This is a genomic window from Amycolatopsis sp. NBC_00345 (genome assembly GCF_036116635.1).
Taxonomy (GTDB): domain Bacteria; phylum Actinomycetota; class Actinomycetes; order Mycobacteriales; family Pseudonocardiaceae; genus Amycolatopsis.
The window spans coordinates 7,159,820-7,174,490 of record NZ_CP107995.1 but is presented as its reverse complement, the minus strand read 5'-3'; the positions used below and the strand labels follow the sequence as shown (position 1 = coordinate 7,174,490).

Here is a 14,671-nt window from a genome sequence, read left to right as displayed (position 1 = left end):
CGAAGGGCCCCACCGCCGGGGGAAAGTCGCGGTGGGGCCCTGTCGGGTCACAGTCGAAGCTGCGCCAGGTGCCGCAGAGCCCTCAGGGGGCCTGGGTCACTTGGTGGCGAGCTTCTGGCCGACGACGATGAAGTCGGGGTTCGGCACGAACTGCTTGTTCAGGTCCTGCAGCTTCTGGAAGCCACCCTGGACATTGAACTGCTTGGCGATCTTGGAGAGCGTGTCACCCGCCGCGACGGTGTAGTCACCGTTCGGGTTCGAGTTCGCGACGTTCGCCGCCGGGGCCGGGGTGGCCTTCTTCGGCGTGCTCTGCTTCGGGGTGACCTTCTTGCTGGTCTTGGGCGCGGACTGGTGCGAGGACGACGCGGTCGAGCCACTGCCGCCCTTCTTGCCGCACACCGGCCAGGCGCCGATGCCCTGGCCCTGCAGGACCCGCTCGGCCACCGCGATCTGCTGCTCACGCGACGCGTTGTGCGCGCTGCCGGTACCGCCGTAGGCCTTCCAGGTGCTGTCGGTGAACTGGAGGCCACCGGAGTAGTTGTTGTGGGTGTTGATGCTCCAGTTGCCGCCGCTCTCGCACTGCGCGATGGCGTCCCAGTTGGTCGCCGACGCGGGGGTCGCGGCGATTGCGAGGGGCGCGCCGACCGCGATGCCAGCGACAGCGACGCGGGCGATCGTGCGGGTGGCGGCGGACATCTTGCGGTGCTTGCCTCGGTAAGACATGTGAATGCTTCTCGGCTTCCTGCGCCTACGAGCCCGAAGGCTGAGGGCCGGGTTGGGAGCCCGTCCGCCCGTTGCCGGGCGGCAGACGCGGATGACGCTCTGTGCGTCGTCTTCGTCCCCTCGTCCCTGTCCTGGAATGCTTTCGCTCGGGGTATGGGTCCGGGGATCCGGTGGACAGGGCTAGGCGCTACGGATTCCCGGTCTTGCTCGGTTGGTTCGGGGCCAACCGAAAAGCGACGGTACGTAACGACGGCCGTGATCGGAAATCATTCGGCCTGTGACCTACGTCACAGTAACGGCACGCAACCTGTCACGACGGCTTTGTTTTCGCAGGTCAGAGCGCCGTTATCTGACCGTTTTCTGCCCGAGATATTTCACGGATCGTGAGGCTTGGGTCACGTCGATAAGGCGTCAAGGGGCCATTCGTACCGTCATTGAGCCGGGCACTCTAAACCACGATCGGCAAAGTCCGCCACTGCACTTGGAGTGGTTCTGTGTAGTCACGTGAATACGCCGTGAGCGAACCACTTCGGAGAGTGGAGATAAACAGAAAAGGCCACTCAAAGCGTCGGATTGGCCGCTGAGCGTGGTATGGACGAAACACCCGAAGGGGATGTTTAAGGCGCCCGGCGGTCCGCTGACCAGGGCGTACGGGCCTCAGCGCGGCTGTGCGCCGAGCGGTGGGCCGACGGTCTGCGAATGTCGATCAAGTGGCCCGCTTCACCGCGGAACGGGATGAAGCCGGGATGAAAGGGGGAGCGGGATTCAGCCGCCGGCGAACGGCGGGAGCACGTCGAGTTGCGCACCGTCACTCAGGGCGCGAGTCTGATCACGGACGGCAACCTCGTTCAGCAGGAAGCTCGCCGCGTCGAGGATGCGGGGCAGGTTTTCGGGATGCAGCTCGCGCAACATGCGGGCCGCGTCCGCGACAGTCGCCCCCTCGGGCAGCTTCACCTTCTCCTCTTCTACTCCGGCCGCGGCGCGCGCGGAGGCGAAGTAGCGGACGAGGAGGGTCATCGGTTCCAGTGACTGGGGTGCCATGTCATCCGCCGATCGCGCTCATGGGCCGGATCGGCTGCGCGAACCCGGCTTCGTTGATCTCGTGGCCCGCGAGCTTGCCCCACATGGTCGCCCGCCAGGCGTCCGCCACCTCTTCATCACGCGCGCCCGCGCGCACGAGGGCCCGCAGGTCCGTTTCGTCGTTGGAGAAGAGACAGGAGCGGACGGCGCCGTCGGCGGTCAGCCGGGTGCGCTCGCAGGAAGCGCAGAACGGCCGGGTCACCGACGCGATCACGCCGACGTCGCCGGGCCCGCCGTCGACCAGCCAGCGCTCCGCGGGCGCGCCCCCACGGGCCACCGGGAACGGCGTCAGCTCGAACTCCTCGCCCAGCATCGTGAGGATCTCCGCCGCGGTGATCATCTCGCCGCGGTTCCACCCGTGCTGGGCGTCCAGCGGCATCTGCTCGATGAACCGCAGGTGGTAGCCCTCGGCGAGGCAGAAGCGCAGCAGCGGCAGCGCCTCGCGCTCGTTCAGCCCGCGCATCAGCACGGAGTTGACCTTCACCGGGTTCAGTCCGGCGTCGCGTGCGGCGGCGAGGCCGGCCAGCACGTGCGGCAGCCGGTCGCGCCGGGTGATTTCTTCGAACCGCGCGCGGTCGACGGTGTCGAGCGACACGTTGATCCGGTCCAGCCCGGCGGCGGCGAGGCCGGTCGCTCGCTTGGCGAGCCCGATCCCGTTGGTGGTCATGGAAATCCGCGGCCGCGGGGTGAGGGACTTGACCTGCCCGACGATGTCTTCGAGGCCGGCTCGCAGCAGCGGCTCGCCGCCGGTCAGCCGGATGTCGGTGACGCCGAGCAGCTCGACGGCGATGCGCATGAGCCGCACCAGCTCGTCGTCGGTGAGCACCTGCTCGCCCGGCATCCAGTCGAGGCCCTCGGCCGGCATGCAGTAGGTGCAGCGCAGGTTGCACCGGTCGGTCAGCGACACGCGCAAATCGGTCGCGACGCGGCCGAAGGTGTCGATCAGTCCAGGGTGGTCCGGGCGGGGTGCGGAGGGCGTGCTCGACGGACCTCGTGTACCGGGGACGCGAGGAAACCCGAGATCTACTGCCGTCATTACCGTCAGGGTAACCCCGGGCGGGCGACCGGCGTTGAGCGCGGAGCCGGGAGCGGCTCTCGCGGATCGGAATAGCGGCCTCGCTAAAATCCTTGACGCAGCGAGCCGCTCAGCGGCCGAAAGATCTCGGCGACGTCCGTGGAGGCACTTGTGAGTACCGCGGAGACGACCTACCCGGTGCCTGCCGACGAGCTCGCGCGCTTCGCCCGGCTCGGTCGCGAGACGAGCACGATGACCGTGCTGCGGCACGCCCGGATCGCGGAGCGGATGGGCCTGTCCGGAAGCGATCACAAGGCCCTGGACCTGGTCGGACAAGCCGGCGGACCCCTTACCGCAGGCCGGATCGCCGAGCTGACCGGACTGTCCACAGGCGCGGTGACGGGGGTCATAGACCGGCTCGAAAAGGCCGGCCTGGTGCGCCGCGTGCGCGACCTCGGGGACCGTCGCAAGGTGCTCGTGGAGGTCGTCCCCGGTGGCGTGGACCGGTTCGCCGGGCTCTTCGAGTCGGTCTTCGACGGGATGAAGGGGATCCTGGAGCAGTTCTCGCCCAGTGAGCGGAAAGTTCTCGAGCGTTATCAGAATGCAATACTCGACGAGTTACGCGGCGAGATCCTCGACAATTCCCGTTTGACATAGCTTTTCCTCAACTGCGGCGATAATCTTCCCGCCATGCCGCAATTTCGGTTGTCCGAGGCCGCTCGGCTGCTCGGCGTCAGTGACGACACCGTCCGGCGCTGGGTCCGGGCCGGTCAGCTGACCGCCACCGACGACGCCGCCGGCCGGAAGGTCGTGGACGGCGCCCAGCTCGCCGGGTTCGCCCGGGCGCAGGCCGTCGGCTTCGAGGACCCGTCCGCGGTCGGACGCTCCGCCCGCAACCGCTTCGTGGGGCTCGTCACAGAGGTCATCGCCGACAAAGTGATGGCGCAGGTCGAGCTCCAGTGCGGGGCGCACCGAGTGGTGTCATTGATGAGTACGGAAGCCGTCCGCGAGCTCGGGCTGCGCCCGGGCGTCCTCGCGGTCGCCGTTGTGAAGGCGACCACCGTCGTGGTGGAGACCCCGGAAGGAAACAGATGAAGAAGCTCGCCATCGCCGTGGCGGCGGTCGCGTTGTTCGCCGGTGCGTGCAGCTCCAACGACCAGGCCAGCACCAACCCCAACGCGAGCAGCGCGCCCGCGCCGGCTCCCGGGGGTGGGGGCACCCTCACGGTGTACGCGGCGGCGTCGCTGACCGAATCGTTCAACGCGCTCGGCAAGCAGTTCGAAAGCGCGCACCCCGGTGTCACCGTGAAGTTCGACTACGAGGGCTCGTCCGCGCTCGTGCAGAAGCTCGACAACGGCGCGAAGGCCGACGTGTTCGCCTCGGCGGACCAGGCGAACATGGACAAGGCCGTGCAGGGCGGCGTGATCGACGGCCGGCCCACGGTCTTCGCCACGAACAAGCTGGCGATCGCCGTCGCCAAGGGCAATCCCAAGGGCATCAAGTCGTTCTCCGACCTGACCAAGAGCGGGCTGACCGTGGTCGTCTGCGCGCAGCAGGTGCCGTGCGGCTCGGCGACGCAGAAGGTGGAGAAGAACACCGGCGTCACGCTCAAGCCGTCGAGCGAGGAGCAGGACGTCAAGCAGGTGCTGGCCAAGGTGGAGTCGGGTGACGCCGACGCCGGCCTGGTCTACGTGACCGACGCGACGTCGGCCGCCGGCAAGGTCGACAAGGTGGACTTCCCGGACGCCGCGGGGGCGATCAACAACTACCCGATCGCCGTCGTCAAGGACGCTCCGCAGGCCGCGCTGGCCAAGGAGTTCACCGACTTCGTGCTCGGCGCGCAGGGCAAGGCCGAGCTGGCTCAGATCGGGTTTGGCCCGGCCCAGTAAGGGACGGCGAGGTGCGGCGGCCGCTCAGCGGCCGCCGCACGCGCGTGTCCCCCTCGTGCTCTGGCTCCCCGCCATCGTGGCGCTGGCGCTGGTCGTGCTGCCCGTCATCGGGCTGCTGGTGCGCTCCGACGTCACCCGGTTCCCGTCGCTCCTGGTCACTTCGTCGTCGCTGAACGCGCTGAAGCTGTCGCTGCTGACGGCCGCACTGTCCACAGTGGCCTGTGTGATCCTTGGCGTTCCGCTGGCCGTCGTGCTGGCGCGCTCGCGGCTGCCCGGCGTCCGGCTGCTGCGCTCGATCGTGCTGCTCCCACTGGTGCTGCCGCCGGTGGTCGGCGGCCTCGCGCTGCTGTACCTGTTGGGCCGCAAGGGTTTCCTCGGCATGCTGATCACGACGCTGACCGGGCAGCAGGTGCCGTTCACCACCGCGGCCGTGGTGATCGCGCAGACCTTCGTGGCCATGCCGTTCCTGGTGGTCAGCCTGGAAGGCGCGCTGCGCGGCTCCGGTGACCGTTACGAGCAGGTGGCCTCGACGCTCGGCGCGCGCCCGTGGACGGTGTTCCGCCGCGTGACGCTGCCGCTGCTGCTGCCGTCGCTGGGCTCCGGCGTGGTGCTCAGCTTCGCCCGTGCGCTGGGGGAGTTCGGCGCGACGATCACCTTCGCCGGCAGCCTGGAGGGCGTCACGCGGACGCTGCCGCTGGAGGTCTACACGCAGGCCGAGGTGGACATCGACAGCGCCGTCGCGCTCGCGCTGCTGCTGATCGTGGTCGCGATCGTGGTCATCGCGGTGGCCCGGCCGCGGTCGTGGGAAGGCGGGCTCCGGTGACGCTCTCGGCGCGGCTCGCGCTGTCCCGCGGCACGTTCGACCTCGACGTGGACTTCACCGTGCCCGAGGGCAGCGTGCTCGCCCTGCTCGGGCCGAACGGCTCGGGCAAGTCGACCGTGCTCGGCTGCCTGGCCGGGCTGGTGCGGGCGGGCACCGCCGACATCACGCTCGACGGCCGGGTGCTGGCCGGCGACGGCGTCGACCTGCCGCCGCACGACCGTGGCATCGGCCTGCTCTCCCAGGACGCACTGCTGTTCCCGCATCTGTCCGCTTTGGACAATGTCGCCTTCGCGCCGCGTTCCACCGGATCCGGGCGTGCGCAGTCGCGAGAGGTCGCGACGCGGTGGCTGGCGGAGGTGGACGCGGCGGAGTTCGCCGGCCGCCGCCCCGGCCGGCTCTCCGGCGGCCAGCAGCAGCGGGTGGCGATCGCGCGGGCGCTGGCCGCGGCGCCGTCGTTGCTGCTGCTGGACGAGCCGTTCGCGGCACTGGACGTCGACGCGGCCCCGGCCATCCGCGGCCTGCTGCGGCGAGTGCTGCGCACGGGCCCGGCCACAGTGCTGGTCACGCACGACCCGCTGGACGCGCTCGCGCTGGCCGACCACGTCGCCGTGATGGCCGGCGGGCGGATCGTCGAGCGCGGGCCGACCCGCGAGGTGCTGGCCGCGCCGCGGACGCCGTTCACCGCCCGGATCGCCGGGCTGAACCTGGTGGCCGGGGTGGCGGAGGACAACGGCCTCCGCACCGCGTCCGGCCAGGTCGTCGCGGGTCTGCGGGCACCGGACGCTGTGGCGGGTGAGCCGGCCGTGGCCGTGTTCGAGCCCAGCTCGGTGGCCGTCCACCCGCCCGGCGACGAGCACCGGGGGAGCCCGCGCAACACCGCCGAAGCCGTGGTCGCCGTCCTCGAACCGCACGGCCCGGTCATCCGGGTCCGCATGACGGGCGCGGGCTGGGCCGACGGCCTCTCCGCCGACCTGACCCCCGCGGCGGTCGCGGAACTGGCGCTGGAGCCGGGAACACCGGTGACGCTTTCGGTGAAGGCCGCGGCGGTGGCGGTGCACCCGGCCGCGACGCCGGTAAGGACTCCTTTGCCGCGTAGAGGTCCCTGAAGGCCACCTTCAGGGACGTAGGGTCCCTCAAGGTGGCCTTCAGGGCACTTGGCGCCGGTGAAGGGGTCCTTCCCCGCGTGGGAAGGACCCCTTACTCCCGCGATCAGTGGTGGTGGCCGCCGCCCGGGTGCAGGTGGAACTTCGCCACCTCCGGCGGGTGCACGACAAACGGCCGCATCATGCCCTCGTCCTCGTGGTCGAGGATGTGGCAGTGGAACATGAACTCGCCGGTGCCGCCGCTGAACTGCCCGGCCACGCTCACCCACTGGCCCGGGTTCACGATGATCGTGTCCTTCCAGCCCTCCTCGTACTTCTCCAGCGGCACGTCGGTGAACGAGCCGATCGGCGCCGACGTGCGGCCGTCGGCCGTGGAGAACGTGGTGGTGAACGCGCGGCGGAACAGCGCCTGGAACTCGGTCAGGTGAATGTGCACCGGGTGCGCGGGACCGCCGGCCGCCACGTGCAGGATGTTCCACACCGCCCAGCGGTCGTGGTTGATGAAGATGCCCGTGGTGTCGTCGAACAGCTTCCCGACGCGGCGGAAGGTGCGCAGGCCCCCGGCCGGGTCGTCGACCTGCACGATGCCCTCGCCGCCCGGGTCGGCGTCCAGCTCCTCCAGGTCCCACATCTCCGGGTGGCCCTCGGCGTTGAGCAGCAGCGCGACCCACACGTGGTCGTGGTCCTCCGGCAGCGTCTCGCCGTGCACCAGCCGGGTGTACGACGTGGAGACCCGCTCGGGCAGCGTGAAGCTGTCGTGCCGTGACCGGCTTTCGACGCGGAACTCCATCAGGTCCGGCTCCACGCCGCCGAGGCCGGGATCGAGGTTCGTCAGCCGCAGCCGCTCGCCCTTGAACCGGCTGAAGTCCACCAGCACGTCGAACCGTTCCGCGGGCGCGGCGACCAGCCCGCCGTCCGGCAGCGGGGCGGGCGCGGGCAGCAGGCCGCCGTCGGTGCCGATCAGCCGCACGGCGTCGTTGTGCACGACGCCGGCTTCGTCGACGAGGTTGAGCCGGTAGAAACGGGAGTTCGACGCGTTGAGCAGGCGGAAGCGGTACCACCGCGGCTCGACGTCCAGGTGCGGCCAGATCACGCCGTTGACCAGTGTGAACGGGCCGGAGAACGGGATCATCGCGCCGCCGGGGGCGACCGGCACCTTGTACAGCAGCTGCCCGGTGAGCGCGCCGCTTTCCAGGTCCCGGTCGAGGTTGCGGTCCGCGATGATCAGCGGGATCTCGCGGTCGCCGCCCGGCAGGTCGAGCGCGTCCTCCTCGTCGTCGCGGATCAGGTACAGGCCCGCGAGGCCGGTGTGGACGTTGAAGCGGGTGATGGCCATCGCGTGGTCGTGGTACCAGAGCGGCATCGCCTGCTGCCGGTTCTGGTACTCGGTCAGCTGCGACGTGCCCTTCAGCCCGGCGTTGTGCGCCCAGCCGTCGTTGCCCGCGTTGGTGCGCGCGCCGTGCAGGTGCACGACGGTCCACGACGGCAGGTCCGCGACGCCGTCGATCAGCGGGTAGCCCTCGCGGCCCGGGCGCGTGGTCGGCGCCTCGCCGAGCGGGCCCTGCACCGCCACGAGCGGAAACGGCCCGTCGATTTCGTTCGACCACGAAATCCGCAGCTGTTTGCCACTGCGCACTTCGATCGTCGGACCGGGGAAATGCCCGGCGTATGTCCACAGCGAACTGGGCGGCAGCATCGAGTGCAATCGCTGCCTTTTCGCGACCATCGGAATGGTGATCATCTCCTGCGGCCACCACGAATGCGGCCGGATCACCGGCGGGATCCGCAGCGGGTCCAGGAACTTGGCCAAGCCCCAGTCAGGGCCGCTCAGTGTGACGGCACCCGCAGGTCGTTCGATGATTTCGGTCATTGTTCGTCCCCTCTTGTACCTGGCTTTCCATGGCCAGGGCAGGACGAATCACGTCGAGAGACCCCATGTGCTTTATCCCCCTTTAATACGCGCCAAAGCGACAGCGCGCTCCCCGTTATTCCCCCCGGCCCCTCAATTCCACGGTACTCCTTTCCCTGGTCCGATGCGACGCCCTCGACCGGATCGCGTGATACGGTTCGGCTGCTCTGCTCTGTGATCAAGAAACGAGGACGGGCGACGGTGACCGAAGGCCGCTGGACTTACCTGAGCGACATGGACGGCGTCCTGGTTCGCGAGGAGCACCTCGTCCCCCGGGCGGATGAATTCCTCGCCGAGCTGCGGGACAACGGGATCAAGTTCCTGGTGCTGACCAACAACTCGATCTACACCCCGCGCGACCTGCGGGCGCGGCTCGAGCGTACCGGGCTGGACATCCCGGAGGAGTCGATCTGGACCTCGGCGCTGGCCACCGCGAAGTTCCTGGACTCGCAGCGGCCGGGCGGCTCGGCGTTCGTGATCGGCGAGGCCGGCCTGACCACGGCGTTGCACGAGGTCGGTTACGTGCTGACCGACCGCGAACCGGACTACGTGGTGCTCGGCGAGACCCGCACGTACAGCTTCAGCGCGATCACCCGCGCCATCCGGCTGATCGAGGGCGGCGCGAAGTTCATCGCCACCAACCCGGACGCCACCGGCCCGAGCATCGACGGCTCGATGCCGGCCACCGGCTCCGTCGCGGCATTGATCGAGAAGGCCACCGGGCGCTCGCCGTACTACGTCGGCAAGCCGAACCCGCTGATGATGCGCTCGGCGCTGCGGCGTCTCGGCGCGCACTCGGAATCGACGCTGATGATCGGCGACCGGATGGACACCGACGTCCACTCGGGGATCGAGGCGGGGCTGCAGACCATTCTGGTGCTCACCGGCATATCCACGCCGGAGTCGGCCGAGCGCTATCCGTATCGGCCCACCATGGTGATCGACTCGGTGGCCGACCTGATCGGGCGAACCGGCGACCCGTTCGGCGAAGGCTGACCGACGCCGGCCCGGGAGCAGGGCATATCGTCGAACGATGAGCGTGTATGTGGTGGGCGACGTCCACGGGCACCGTGATGCCCTGGCCGACGCGCTCCGCGCCGAGGGGCTCGTCGACGACGAGGGCAACTGGGCCGGCGCGGAGGACCAGCTGTGGTTCCTGGGGGACTTCGTGGACCGCGGGCCCGACGGCGTCGGTGTGATCGACTTCGTCCGCGAGCTGCAGGGGCAGGCGCCCGAGGCGGGTGGCTCCGTGCAGATGCTGCTGGGCAACCACGAGATCCTGCTGCTGGGGATGTACCACTTCGGCGACCGGCAGGTGCCGTCCGACTTCGGGCCGCGCAGTTTCGCGCGCAGCTGGGAGATCAACGGCGGCCTGCTGTCCGACCAGGACCGGCTGACGCCGGAGCACATCGAGTGGCTGAGTGAGCGTCCATTGGTCACGCTCGCCGACGACCACCTGCTGATGCACTCCGACACCCTCGAATACCTCGACTGGGGCGAGGACATCGAGGCGATCAACGCCGCCGCGCGGGAAATCCTGTCCGGCAGCGACATCGAGGCCTGGTGGGAGGTGTGGCGCCGGATGACCACGCGCTACGCCTTCCGCGGCCCGTCCGGCGAGGAGAACGCGCAGCGGCTGCTGGACGCGCTGGGCGGCGAGCGGATCGTGCACGGGCACAGCGTGATCGCCGACCAGCTGGGCATCCACCCGGCGCAGATCGAGCGCCCGTACCTCTACGCCGGCGGCAAGGCACTGGGCATCGACGGCGGCCTGTTCGTCGGCGGCCCGTGCCTGGTGGTGAAGCTGCCGTTCGAGCCGGAGGACTAGGGCAGGTCCACGATCTCCTTGCCCAGCGGCATGAGGGACACCGGGACGAGCTTGAAGTTCGCCAGGCCCAGCGGGATGCCGATGATCGTGACGCACAGCGCCACGCCCGTCAGGATGTGCCCGATGGACAGCCACAGCCCGGCGAAAAGGAACCAGATGACGTTGCCGATGAACGAGCCGGCCCCGGCGTCGGGCCGGTTGACCACCGTCCGCCCGAACGGCCACAGCGCGTAGTTCGCGATCCGGAACGACGCGAGCCCGAACGGGATCGTGACGATCAGGATGCAGCAGACGATGCCCGCGAGCAGATAGCCGACGGCCATCCAGAAGCCGCAGAGCACAAGCCAGATGATGTTCAGCAGCAGACGCATCAGACGTGCAGCTCCCCGCTCACGATGGTGACGGCCTGGCCGCGCAGGAGTACGCGGTCAGCTTTCAGTTCGGTCTTGACGATCCCGCCCCGCGCCGAGGCCTGCTCGCCGGTCAGCTGCGTCTCGCCGGTTTCTTTGGCCCAGTACGGCGCCAGCATGCAGTGCGCGGACCCGGTGACAGGATCCTCGTCCACCCCGACGCCGGGCCCGAAGAACCGGCTGACGAAGTCGGTGCTGTCGTTTTCGGCGGTGATCACGAGCCGGCCGGTCCAGAGTTCGCGCAGGGCGTTGAGGTCAGGCTGCGCGCGCCGGACGGCGTCGGCGTCTTCCAGTACGGCGAACAGGTTCTCGCGTCCGCGCCCGGTGAAGATGATTTTGGCGTCGGGCAGGACGGTTCGGAGGTCGTCGTCGGTCTCCCGCGGCGGGTCGGCGGGGAAGTCCAGCTCGACCCAGCCGTCGCGGGCCTCGCAGGTGAGGACGCCGCTACGGGTGCCGAAGCGCTGGCGGCCGCCGAGCACGTGGGTGGCGGCGATGGTGGCGTGCCCGCAAAGGTCGACTTCCGCGGCGGGGGTGAACCAGCGGAGCGACTTGGGTTCTTGGTGCGCCACCACGAACGCGGTCTCGGAGTGCTTCATCTCAGCGGCCACGGCCTGCATCCACCGCGCGTCGGCGGGCTCGTCCAGCACCACGACCCCGGCGGGATTCCCGGCGAAGGGCCGATCGGTGAAGGCATCGACGAGGTAGAAGCGCATGGGTTCACGGTATCGGTCGGGTGAGTGGAGCTGGTGATCTTGGTCGGCACCGCTCATACCGGCAAGCATGCTGGACGGGGGCGGCCGGGCGCATCGGGGAAGGCCCCTGATGTTCGGCTCGGGGCTGAGGGGTGGGGTTGCCGTCGTGCGGGGTTGACACGGGGCTGGTGTGGTGCCGGGATTGGTGGCGGGTGGGTGGGCGACAGCCTTGGGTGAGGTTGTTCCTTGCCTTGCCTCCGGCGCTGCCCGCCTCGCGCCGCCCGGAGCCCGGCGCTGCCCTGCCTTGTCCTACCCCGAACGCAGCGCTGTCCAGACCCAGCCGACACCAGGGATCGCTTTGTCGACTTTTCCCGTCAGGTGAAGCTGGACGACTCAGGTCCGTTCTCCTGCGATCCGTACAGCTGCCGATTCGACACCAGCCGCCTGGCCTCATCGGGTCGGCGGCTGGTGTCGGTAGCGCCCGGCTTCAGCCGCCGATCACCGGTGGGGTGATCTTCTCGCCGTCCGGGCCGCGTTCGGGGCGGACCTCGAAGACCTCGTCGGGGTCTTCCTGGATCGGGATCTTGTTCTTGTGTTCCTTGTCGTCTTCCTTCTTCTTGCCGGCGCCGGTGCCCCCGGCTCCGGCCTCGCCCGGCTTGCCGCCCTTGCCCGCGTTCGCGGCGGCCGTGGCCCCGCGTTCGAGCCGCTCGCCGGCGCCGCCCTTGCCCGCGCTCTTGCCGGGCTCCTCGACCTCGCCGGGCTTGTAACCACCGCCGGACACGCGGCTCCCGGCGAATCCGCCGCCGGACCGTCCGGTCCCGATCCCGGGCCGGCTGCGCGTGATGTCGCCACCCCCGCCGCTGCCGCCACCGGCCGGCCCGCCCATCGCCACCGTCTCGGGCCCGAACCGGCCGAACCCGCCGCCGCCACCGCCCGGCCCGCGGAACCCGCCGCCACCTCCGGGCGGCCCGCCCACGTTGCCGGCCCCGGTACTGGCCCCGGATCCAGGAGGCGCATACGACGACCCGGCCCCGGTGCCCGCACCGGGCTGCCCACCACCAGGCTGCCCACCGGCGGGGTTGTAACTGCTGCCCCCGGGCCCCCCGACGCCGGACCCGTGCGTGCCGACACCGCCGCCGGGATCGGCACTGCTGATGTGCGTGCTGCTGTCGGGCGCGCTGATCTGCGGCGGAGGCGTGAAGGCGGGCTGTGTGGTGGCCGTTCCGTGGTACGTGTTGTCCAGCCCCTGCAGGACCTGCACCGCTTGGGCGTGGTCGGCCTGCGCCTGCTGTTGCTTCGCCGCGAGGGCGTTCATCGTCTGTGCTCCCGCGGCCGGATTACCGCTGGCGTACTGCACGGTTGCCTGTTCCATCTCGGCCTGCTGGTCGAAGCCGCTGGGCTTCGGCATGCTTTTCTGCGCGTGGTCCGCGGCCGCGGCCTGCTGGGAGTACCGGTTGGAACTCAACTGCGCGGCGCTCGCGGTTTGCGCGGTGTAGGTGGCCGTGTTTTGAAAGAATCCGTGTGCTTGCGAAGCGCCGGCACCTTGCCATTGCGCGCCACTCGCGGTGGTCGCTTCATTCGCGGCGTCGGAGATATCGGCGAGCCAGTTTCCCAGCTTGTTGGAGACCCGGCCTTTGGCGTCGATGTCGCCGGCGTCCAAGTCGTTGTGGACCATGTTGTAGAGGGCCTGATGGTCATGGGCCGCGTAGTTCGCGTTGGGCGTGGGCGCGTCGCCACGCGTTGTCTGGCCTTGCAGCAGCTGATCGCCTTGGGAGACTGAATACTGGGACGCGGCTTGCTCGGTCCGCCCCTGGATGCCCTTGCTGACATCCGCCTTGTCTTCCGCGCCGAAGTTCTTGAGGCCCTCTTGCTGCTTGCGCTGGGTGTCGGCGTAGTAGTCGGCCTCGTACTGGCGATGCTCTGCCGCTTCTGCCATGACTAGTGCTCTCCGTGCAGCTTGGCCAAGGACTGCTGATGTGAGTCTTCGGTGGCGTTGTAGTTCTTGCGGGCGATCGCCAGGGCTTCCTTTACCTGCTCGAAACCGGTTTTCAGCAGCTCAAAGTTGGGAATCAAGGACTGCTCGTCGCCGGCGGCGACCTTGACATTGAAGTCGGCGATCTGCCTCGAGTAGTCGCTCGACCCCATCTTTGCGCGCTGTGCGAGGTAAGTCAGCTCCATACGCATGTCCGTGTAGCCGTCCAGAAACTTGTCGCAGACCTTCTCGTAGGCGCGAAAGCCTTCCTCGTTGATGGAGAAACTGCCATTCTCCGCGAGGGTTTTGAACTGCTGTGCGCCCTCGTTGAGCTTTTGAGCCCCAGCACTGTCCATGGGATTCTCGAGCAAGTTCGAGAGAAAGCTCTGCCCAGCGTCACCAGACGCGGGAGCTGCCGGCGGACCCCCGAACTCGGAACCTGTGCCCATCGTGAACTACCTCGCCCTCCCGTGCACGCTGAGTGCTTACGTCCCTACTCTAGATCGACGGCTCTGAGCTGTCAGCGGGTTCCAGCCAACTCACACGTTCTTGGTCAGCTGTTCGCGGGGAGCAGCGGCTCGACGGCCTCCGCGATTTGCCTGGCGAAAGCGCAGGCCTGATCAGTGGTTCCGGTGGAGAGGGATCCGTTGACCATCGCCCTCGACTTCGGCTTGACCTCCATGATCACTGCGCAGTCGCCGCTGGCGCCGAGGGGGTCGGGTTCGAGGATTGCGGTCCTGCTGTGCACGGTGCCGGTCTGGGTCTTGGATGGATCGGTCAGGTTCTCGTTGATGGCTCGGCCGTCTTGAAGCAACAGGCCCGCAGTGCCGAACTGCGGTTTGGTGGTCGCGCAACTGTGCTCGGGATCGGCAGCGGTGGGTGTCGCTGCGGGGAAGCCCTGTCCGGTCAGAGCCTTGTCGAGCGTTGCGCATGGGCTCATGCCTGCCAACGGGGTATTACCGCCCGTTGAGGGTGCGCTGCTCGGGCCGCTTGACACTGGAGCGGGCTGGCCACCGAGTTTGTCGCTGCAGGCCGTCAAGGCGCACACGAGTACTACGGCGGAGGTGATGGCCGAGAGGCTGCGGATCGATCCGGTCACAGTGTGAACACTACGGGCAAACCTGCCCGAGGTGTACCGCGGTGCAGAGCTCGGCGAAGGTGGTGGTTCCGGTGTGGTGGAGGGTGCCCTGGCTGTGGCGCTTTTTGGGCTTTGGCGCGGTCCTCCGG

General features: G+C 69.0%; 16 protein-coding genes. 7 read left to right on the top strand and 9 right to left on the bottom strand.

The annotated features are described in order from the left end of the window. Window positions 1-96: 96 nt before the first annotated feature. The 3 genes from OG943_RS32235 to moaA all read right to left on the bottom strand — a co-directional run bounded on the left by OG943_RS32235 (window position 97) and on the right by moaA (window position 2,839). Window positions 97-723 carry a transglycosylase family protein gene (locus tag OG943_RS32235; protein ID WP_328604684.1) on the bottom strand — a complete coding sequence of 209 codons (627 nt, stop codon included), beginning with the start codon at window positions 721-723 and terminating at the stop codon, window positions 97-99. Window positions 724-1,488: 765 nt separating this feature from the next. After that, window positions 1,489-1,740, bottom strand: coding sequence for a MoaD/ThiS family protein (locus OG943_RS32230; protein WP_328604683.1), 252 nt, complete (start codon window positions 1,738-1,740; stop codon window positions 1,489-1,491). Window positions 1,741-1,765: 25 nt separating this feature from the next. Beyond that, a complete protein-coding gene (gene moaA / locus OG943_RS32225) occupies window positions 1,766-2,839 on the bottom strand; it encodes a GTP 3',8-cyclase MoaA (protein WP_328604682.1) in 1,074 nt (357 codons plus the stop codon). 231 nt (window positions 2,840-3,070) lie between these two features. Between moaA and OG943_RS32220 the strand changes: the two genes are divergently transcribed. Genes OG943_RS32220 through OG943_RS32200 form a run of 5 tightly spaced genes read left to right on the top strand, consistent with a single transcriptional unit; the run spans window position 3,071 to window position 6,636 of the window. Next, complete coding sequence (locus tag OG943_RS32220) at window positions 3,071-3,475, top strand: MarR family winged helix-turn-helix transcriptional regulator (protein ID WP_442874820.1); 405 nt, start codon at window positions 3,071-3,073, stop codon at window positions 3,473-3,475. Between the two features lie 33 nt (window positions 3,476-3,508). Beyond that, window positions 3,509-3,913: a TOBE domain-containing protein gene (locus tag OG943_RS32215; RefSeq protein WP_328604681.1), complete on the top strand. Its 405-nt coding sequence runs from the start codon at window positions 3,509-3,511 to the stop codon at window positions 3,911-3,913. Beyond that, the gene (gene modA / locus OG943_RS32210) at window positions 3,910-4,707 is read left to right on the top strand and encodes a molybdate ABC transporter substrate-binding protein (protein WP_328604680.1); all 798 of its coding nucleotides are present in this window, start codon (window positions 3,910-3,912) and stop codon (window positions 4,705-4,707) included. The genes OG943_RS32215 and modA overlap by 4 nt, the downstream gene beginning before the upstream one ends. A 55-nt stretch (window positions 4,708-4,762) precedes the next feature. Further along, the gene (locus OG943_RS32205) at window positions 4,763-5,530 is read left to right on the top strand and encodes an ABC transporter permease (RefSeq protein WP_328604679.1); all 768 of its coding nucleotides are present in this window, start codon (window positions 4,763-4,765) and stop codon (window positions 5,528-5,530) included. After that, entirely contained in the window at window positions 5,527-6,636 is a 1,110-nt protein-coding gene (locus tag OG943_RS32200; protein WP_328604678.1) for a sulfate/molybdate ABC transporter ATP-binding protein, read from the top strand. Before OG943_RS32205 ends, OG943_RS32200 begins: the two co-directional genes overlap by 4 nt. 103 nt (window positions 6,637-6,739) lie before the next feature. Here the strand turns inward: OG943_RS32200 and OG943_RS32195 are convergent, their stop codons facing one another. Then, window positions 6,740-8,503, bottom strand: a complete 1,764-nt coding sequence (locus OG943_RS32195) for a multicopper oxidase family protein (RefSeq protein WP_328604677.1) — start codon at window positions 8,501-8,503, stop codon at window positions 6,740-6,742. Window positions 8,504-8,743: 240 nt separating this feature from the next. Between OG943_RS32195 and OG943_RS32190 the strand changes: the two genes are divergently transcribed. After that, a complete protein-coding gene (locus tag OG943_RS32190; RefSeq protein ID WP_328604676.1) occupies window positions 8,744-9,538 on the top strand; it encodes an HAD-IIA family hydrolase in 795 nt (264 codons plus the stop codon). 37 nt (window positions 9,539-9,575) lie between these two features. Next, window positions 9,576-10,370: a metallophosphoesterase family protein gene (locus OG943_RS32185; protein WP_328604675.1), complete on the top strand. Its 795-nt coding sequence runs from the start codon at window positions 9,576-9,578 to the stop codon at window positions 10,368-10,370. Here OG943_RS32185 and OG943_RS32180 read toward each other — a convergent pair. The 5 genes from OG943_RS32180 to OG943_RS32160 form a co-directional block, all read right to left on the bottom strand. Beyond that, window positions 10,367-10,741, bottom strand: coding sequence for a YccF domain-containing protein (locus OG943_RS32180; protein ID WP_328604674.1), 375 nt, complete (start codon window positions 10,739-10,741; stop codon window positions 10,367-10,369). The two genes, OG943_RS32185 and OG943_RS32180, sit on opposite strands and share 4 nt — an antisense overlap. Continuing rightward, the gene (locus tag OG943_RS32175; RefSeq protein ID WP_328604673.1) at window positions 10,741-11,493 is read right to left on the bottom strand and encodes a PhzF family phenazine biosynthesis protein; all 753 of its coding nucleotides are present in this window, start codon (window positions 11,491-11,493) and stop codon (window positions 10,741-10,743) included. The genes OG943_RS32180 and OG943_RS32175 overlap by 1 nt, the downstream gene beginning before the upstream one ends. Before the next feature lie 466 nt (window positions 11,494-11,959). After that, window positions 11,960-13,408 (bottom strand): hypothetical protein, encoded by a 1,449-nt coding sequence (locus tag OG943_RS32170; RefSeq protein WP_328604672.1) that lies wholly within the window; start codon window positions 13,406-13,408, stop codon window positions 11,960-11,962. A 2-nt stretch (window positions 13,409-13,410) separates the two neighbouring features. Further along, window positions 13,411-13,893 (bottom strand): hypothetical protein, encoded by a 483-nt coding sequence (locus OG943_RS32165; protein WP_328604671.1) that lies wholly within the window; start codon window positions 13,891-13,893, stop codon window positions 13,411-13,413. Between the two features lie 104 nt (window positions 13,894-13,997). Further along, window positions 13,998-14,543 (bottom strand): hypothetical protein, encoded by a 546-nt coding sequence (locus OG943_RS32160; RefSeq protein ID WP_328604670.1) that lies wholly within the window; start codon window positions 14,541-14,543, stop codon window positions 13,998-14,000. Window positions 14,544-14,671 lie beyond the last annotated feature (128 nt).

Excerpts from the sequence above, each read along its gene's own strand:
- OG943_RS32235 (WP_328604684.1), bottom strand. The coding sequence starts at position 723 with ATGTCTTACCGAGGCAAGCACCGCAAGATGTCCGCCGCCACCCGCACG.
- OG943_RS32230 (WP_328604683.1), bottom strand. The coding sequence starts at position 1,740 with ATGACCCTCCTCGTCCGCTACTTCGCCTCCGCGCGCGCCGCGGCCGGA.
- moaA (WP_328604682.1), bottom strand. The coding sequence starts at position 2,839 with ATGACGGCAGTAGATCTCGGGTTTCCTCGCGTCCCCGGTACACGAGGT.
- OG943_RS32220 (WP_442874820.1), top strand. The coding sequence starts at position 3,071 with ATGACCGTGCTGCGGCACGCCCGGATCGCGGAGCGGATGGGCCTGTCC.
- OG943_RS32215 (WP_328604681.1), top strand. The coding sequence starts at position 3,509 with ATGCCGCAATTTCGGTTGTCCGAGGCCGCTCGGCTGCTCGGCGTCAGT.
- modA (WP_328604680.1), top strand. The coding sequence starts at position 3,910 with ATGAAGAAGCTCGCCATCGCCGTGGCGGCGGTCGCGTTGTTCGCCGGT.
- OG943_RS32195 (WP_328604677.1), bottom strand. The coding sequence starts at position 8,503 with ATGACCGAAATCATCGAACGACCTGCGGGTGCCGTCACACTGAGCGGC.
- OG943_RS32185 (WP_328604675.1), top strand. The coding sequence starts at position 9,576 with ATGAGCGTGTATGTGGTGGGCGACGTCCACGGGCACCGTGATGCCCTG.
- OG943_RS32180 (WP_328604674.1), bottom strand. The coding sequence starts at position 10,741 with ATGCGTCTGCTGCTGAACATCATCTGGCTTGTGCTCTGCGGCTTCTGG.
- OG943_RS32175 (WP_328604673.1), bottom strand. The coding sequence starts at position 11,493 with ATGCGCTTCTACCTCGTCGATGCCTTCACCGATCGGCCCTTCGCCGGG.
- OG943_RS32170 (WP_328604672.1), bottom strand. The coding sequence starts at position 13,408 with ATGGCAGAAGCGGCAGAGCATCGCCAGTACGAGGCCGACTACTACGCC.
- OG943_RS32165 (WP_328604671.1), bottom strand. The coding sequence starts at position 13,893 with ATGGGCACAGGTTCCGAGTTCGGGGGTCCGCCGGCAGCTCCCGCGTCT.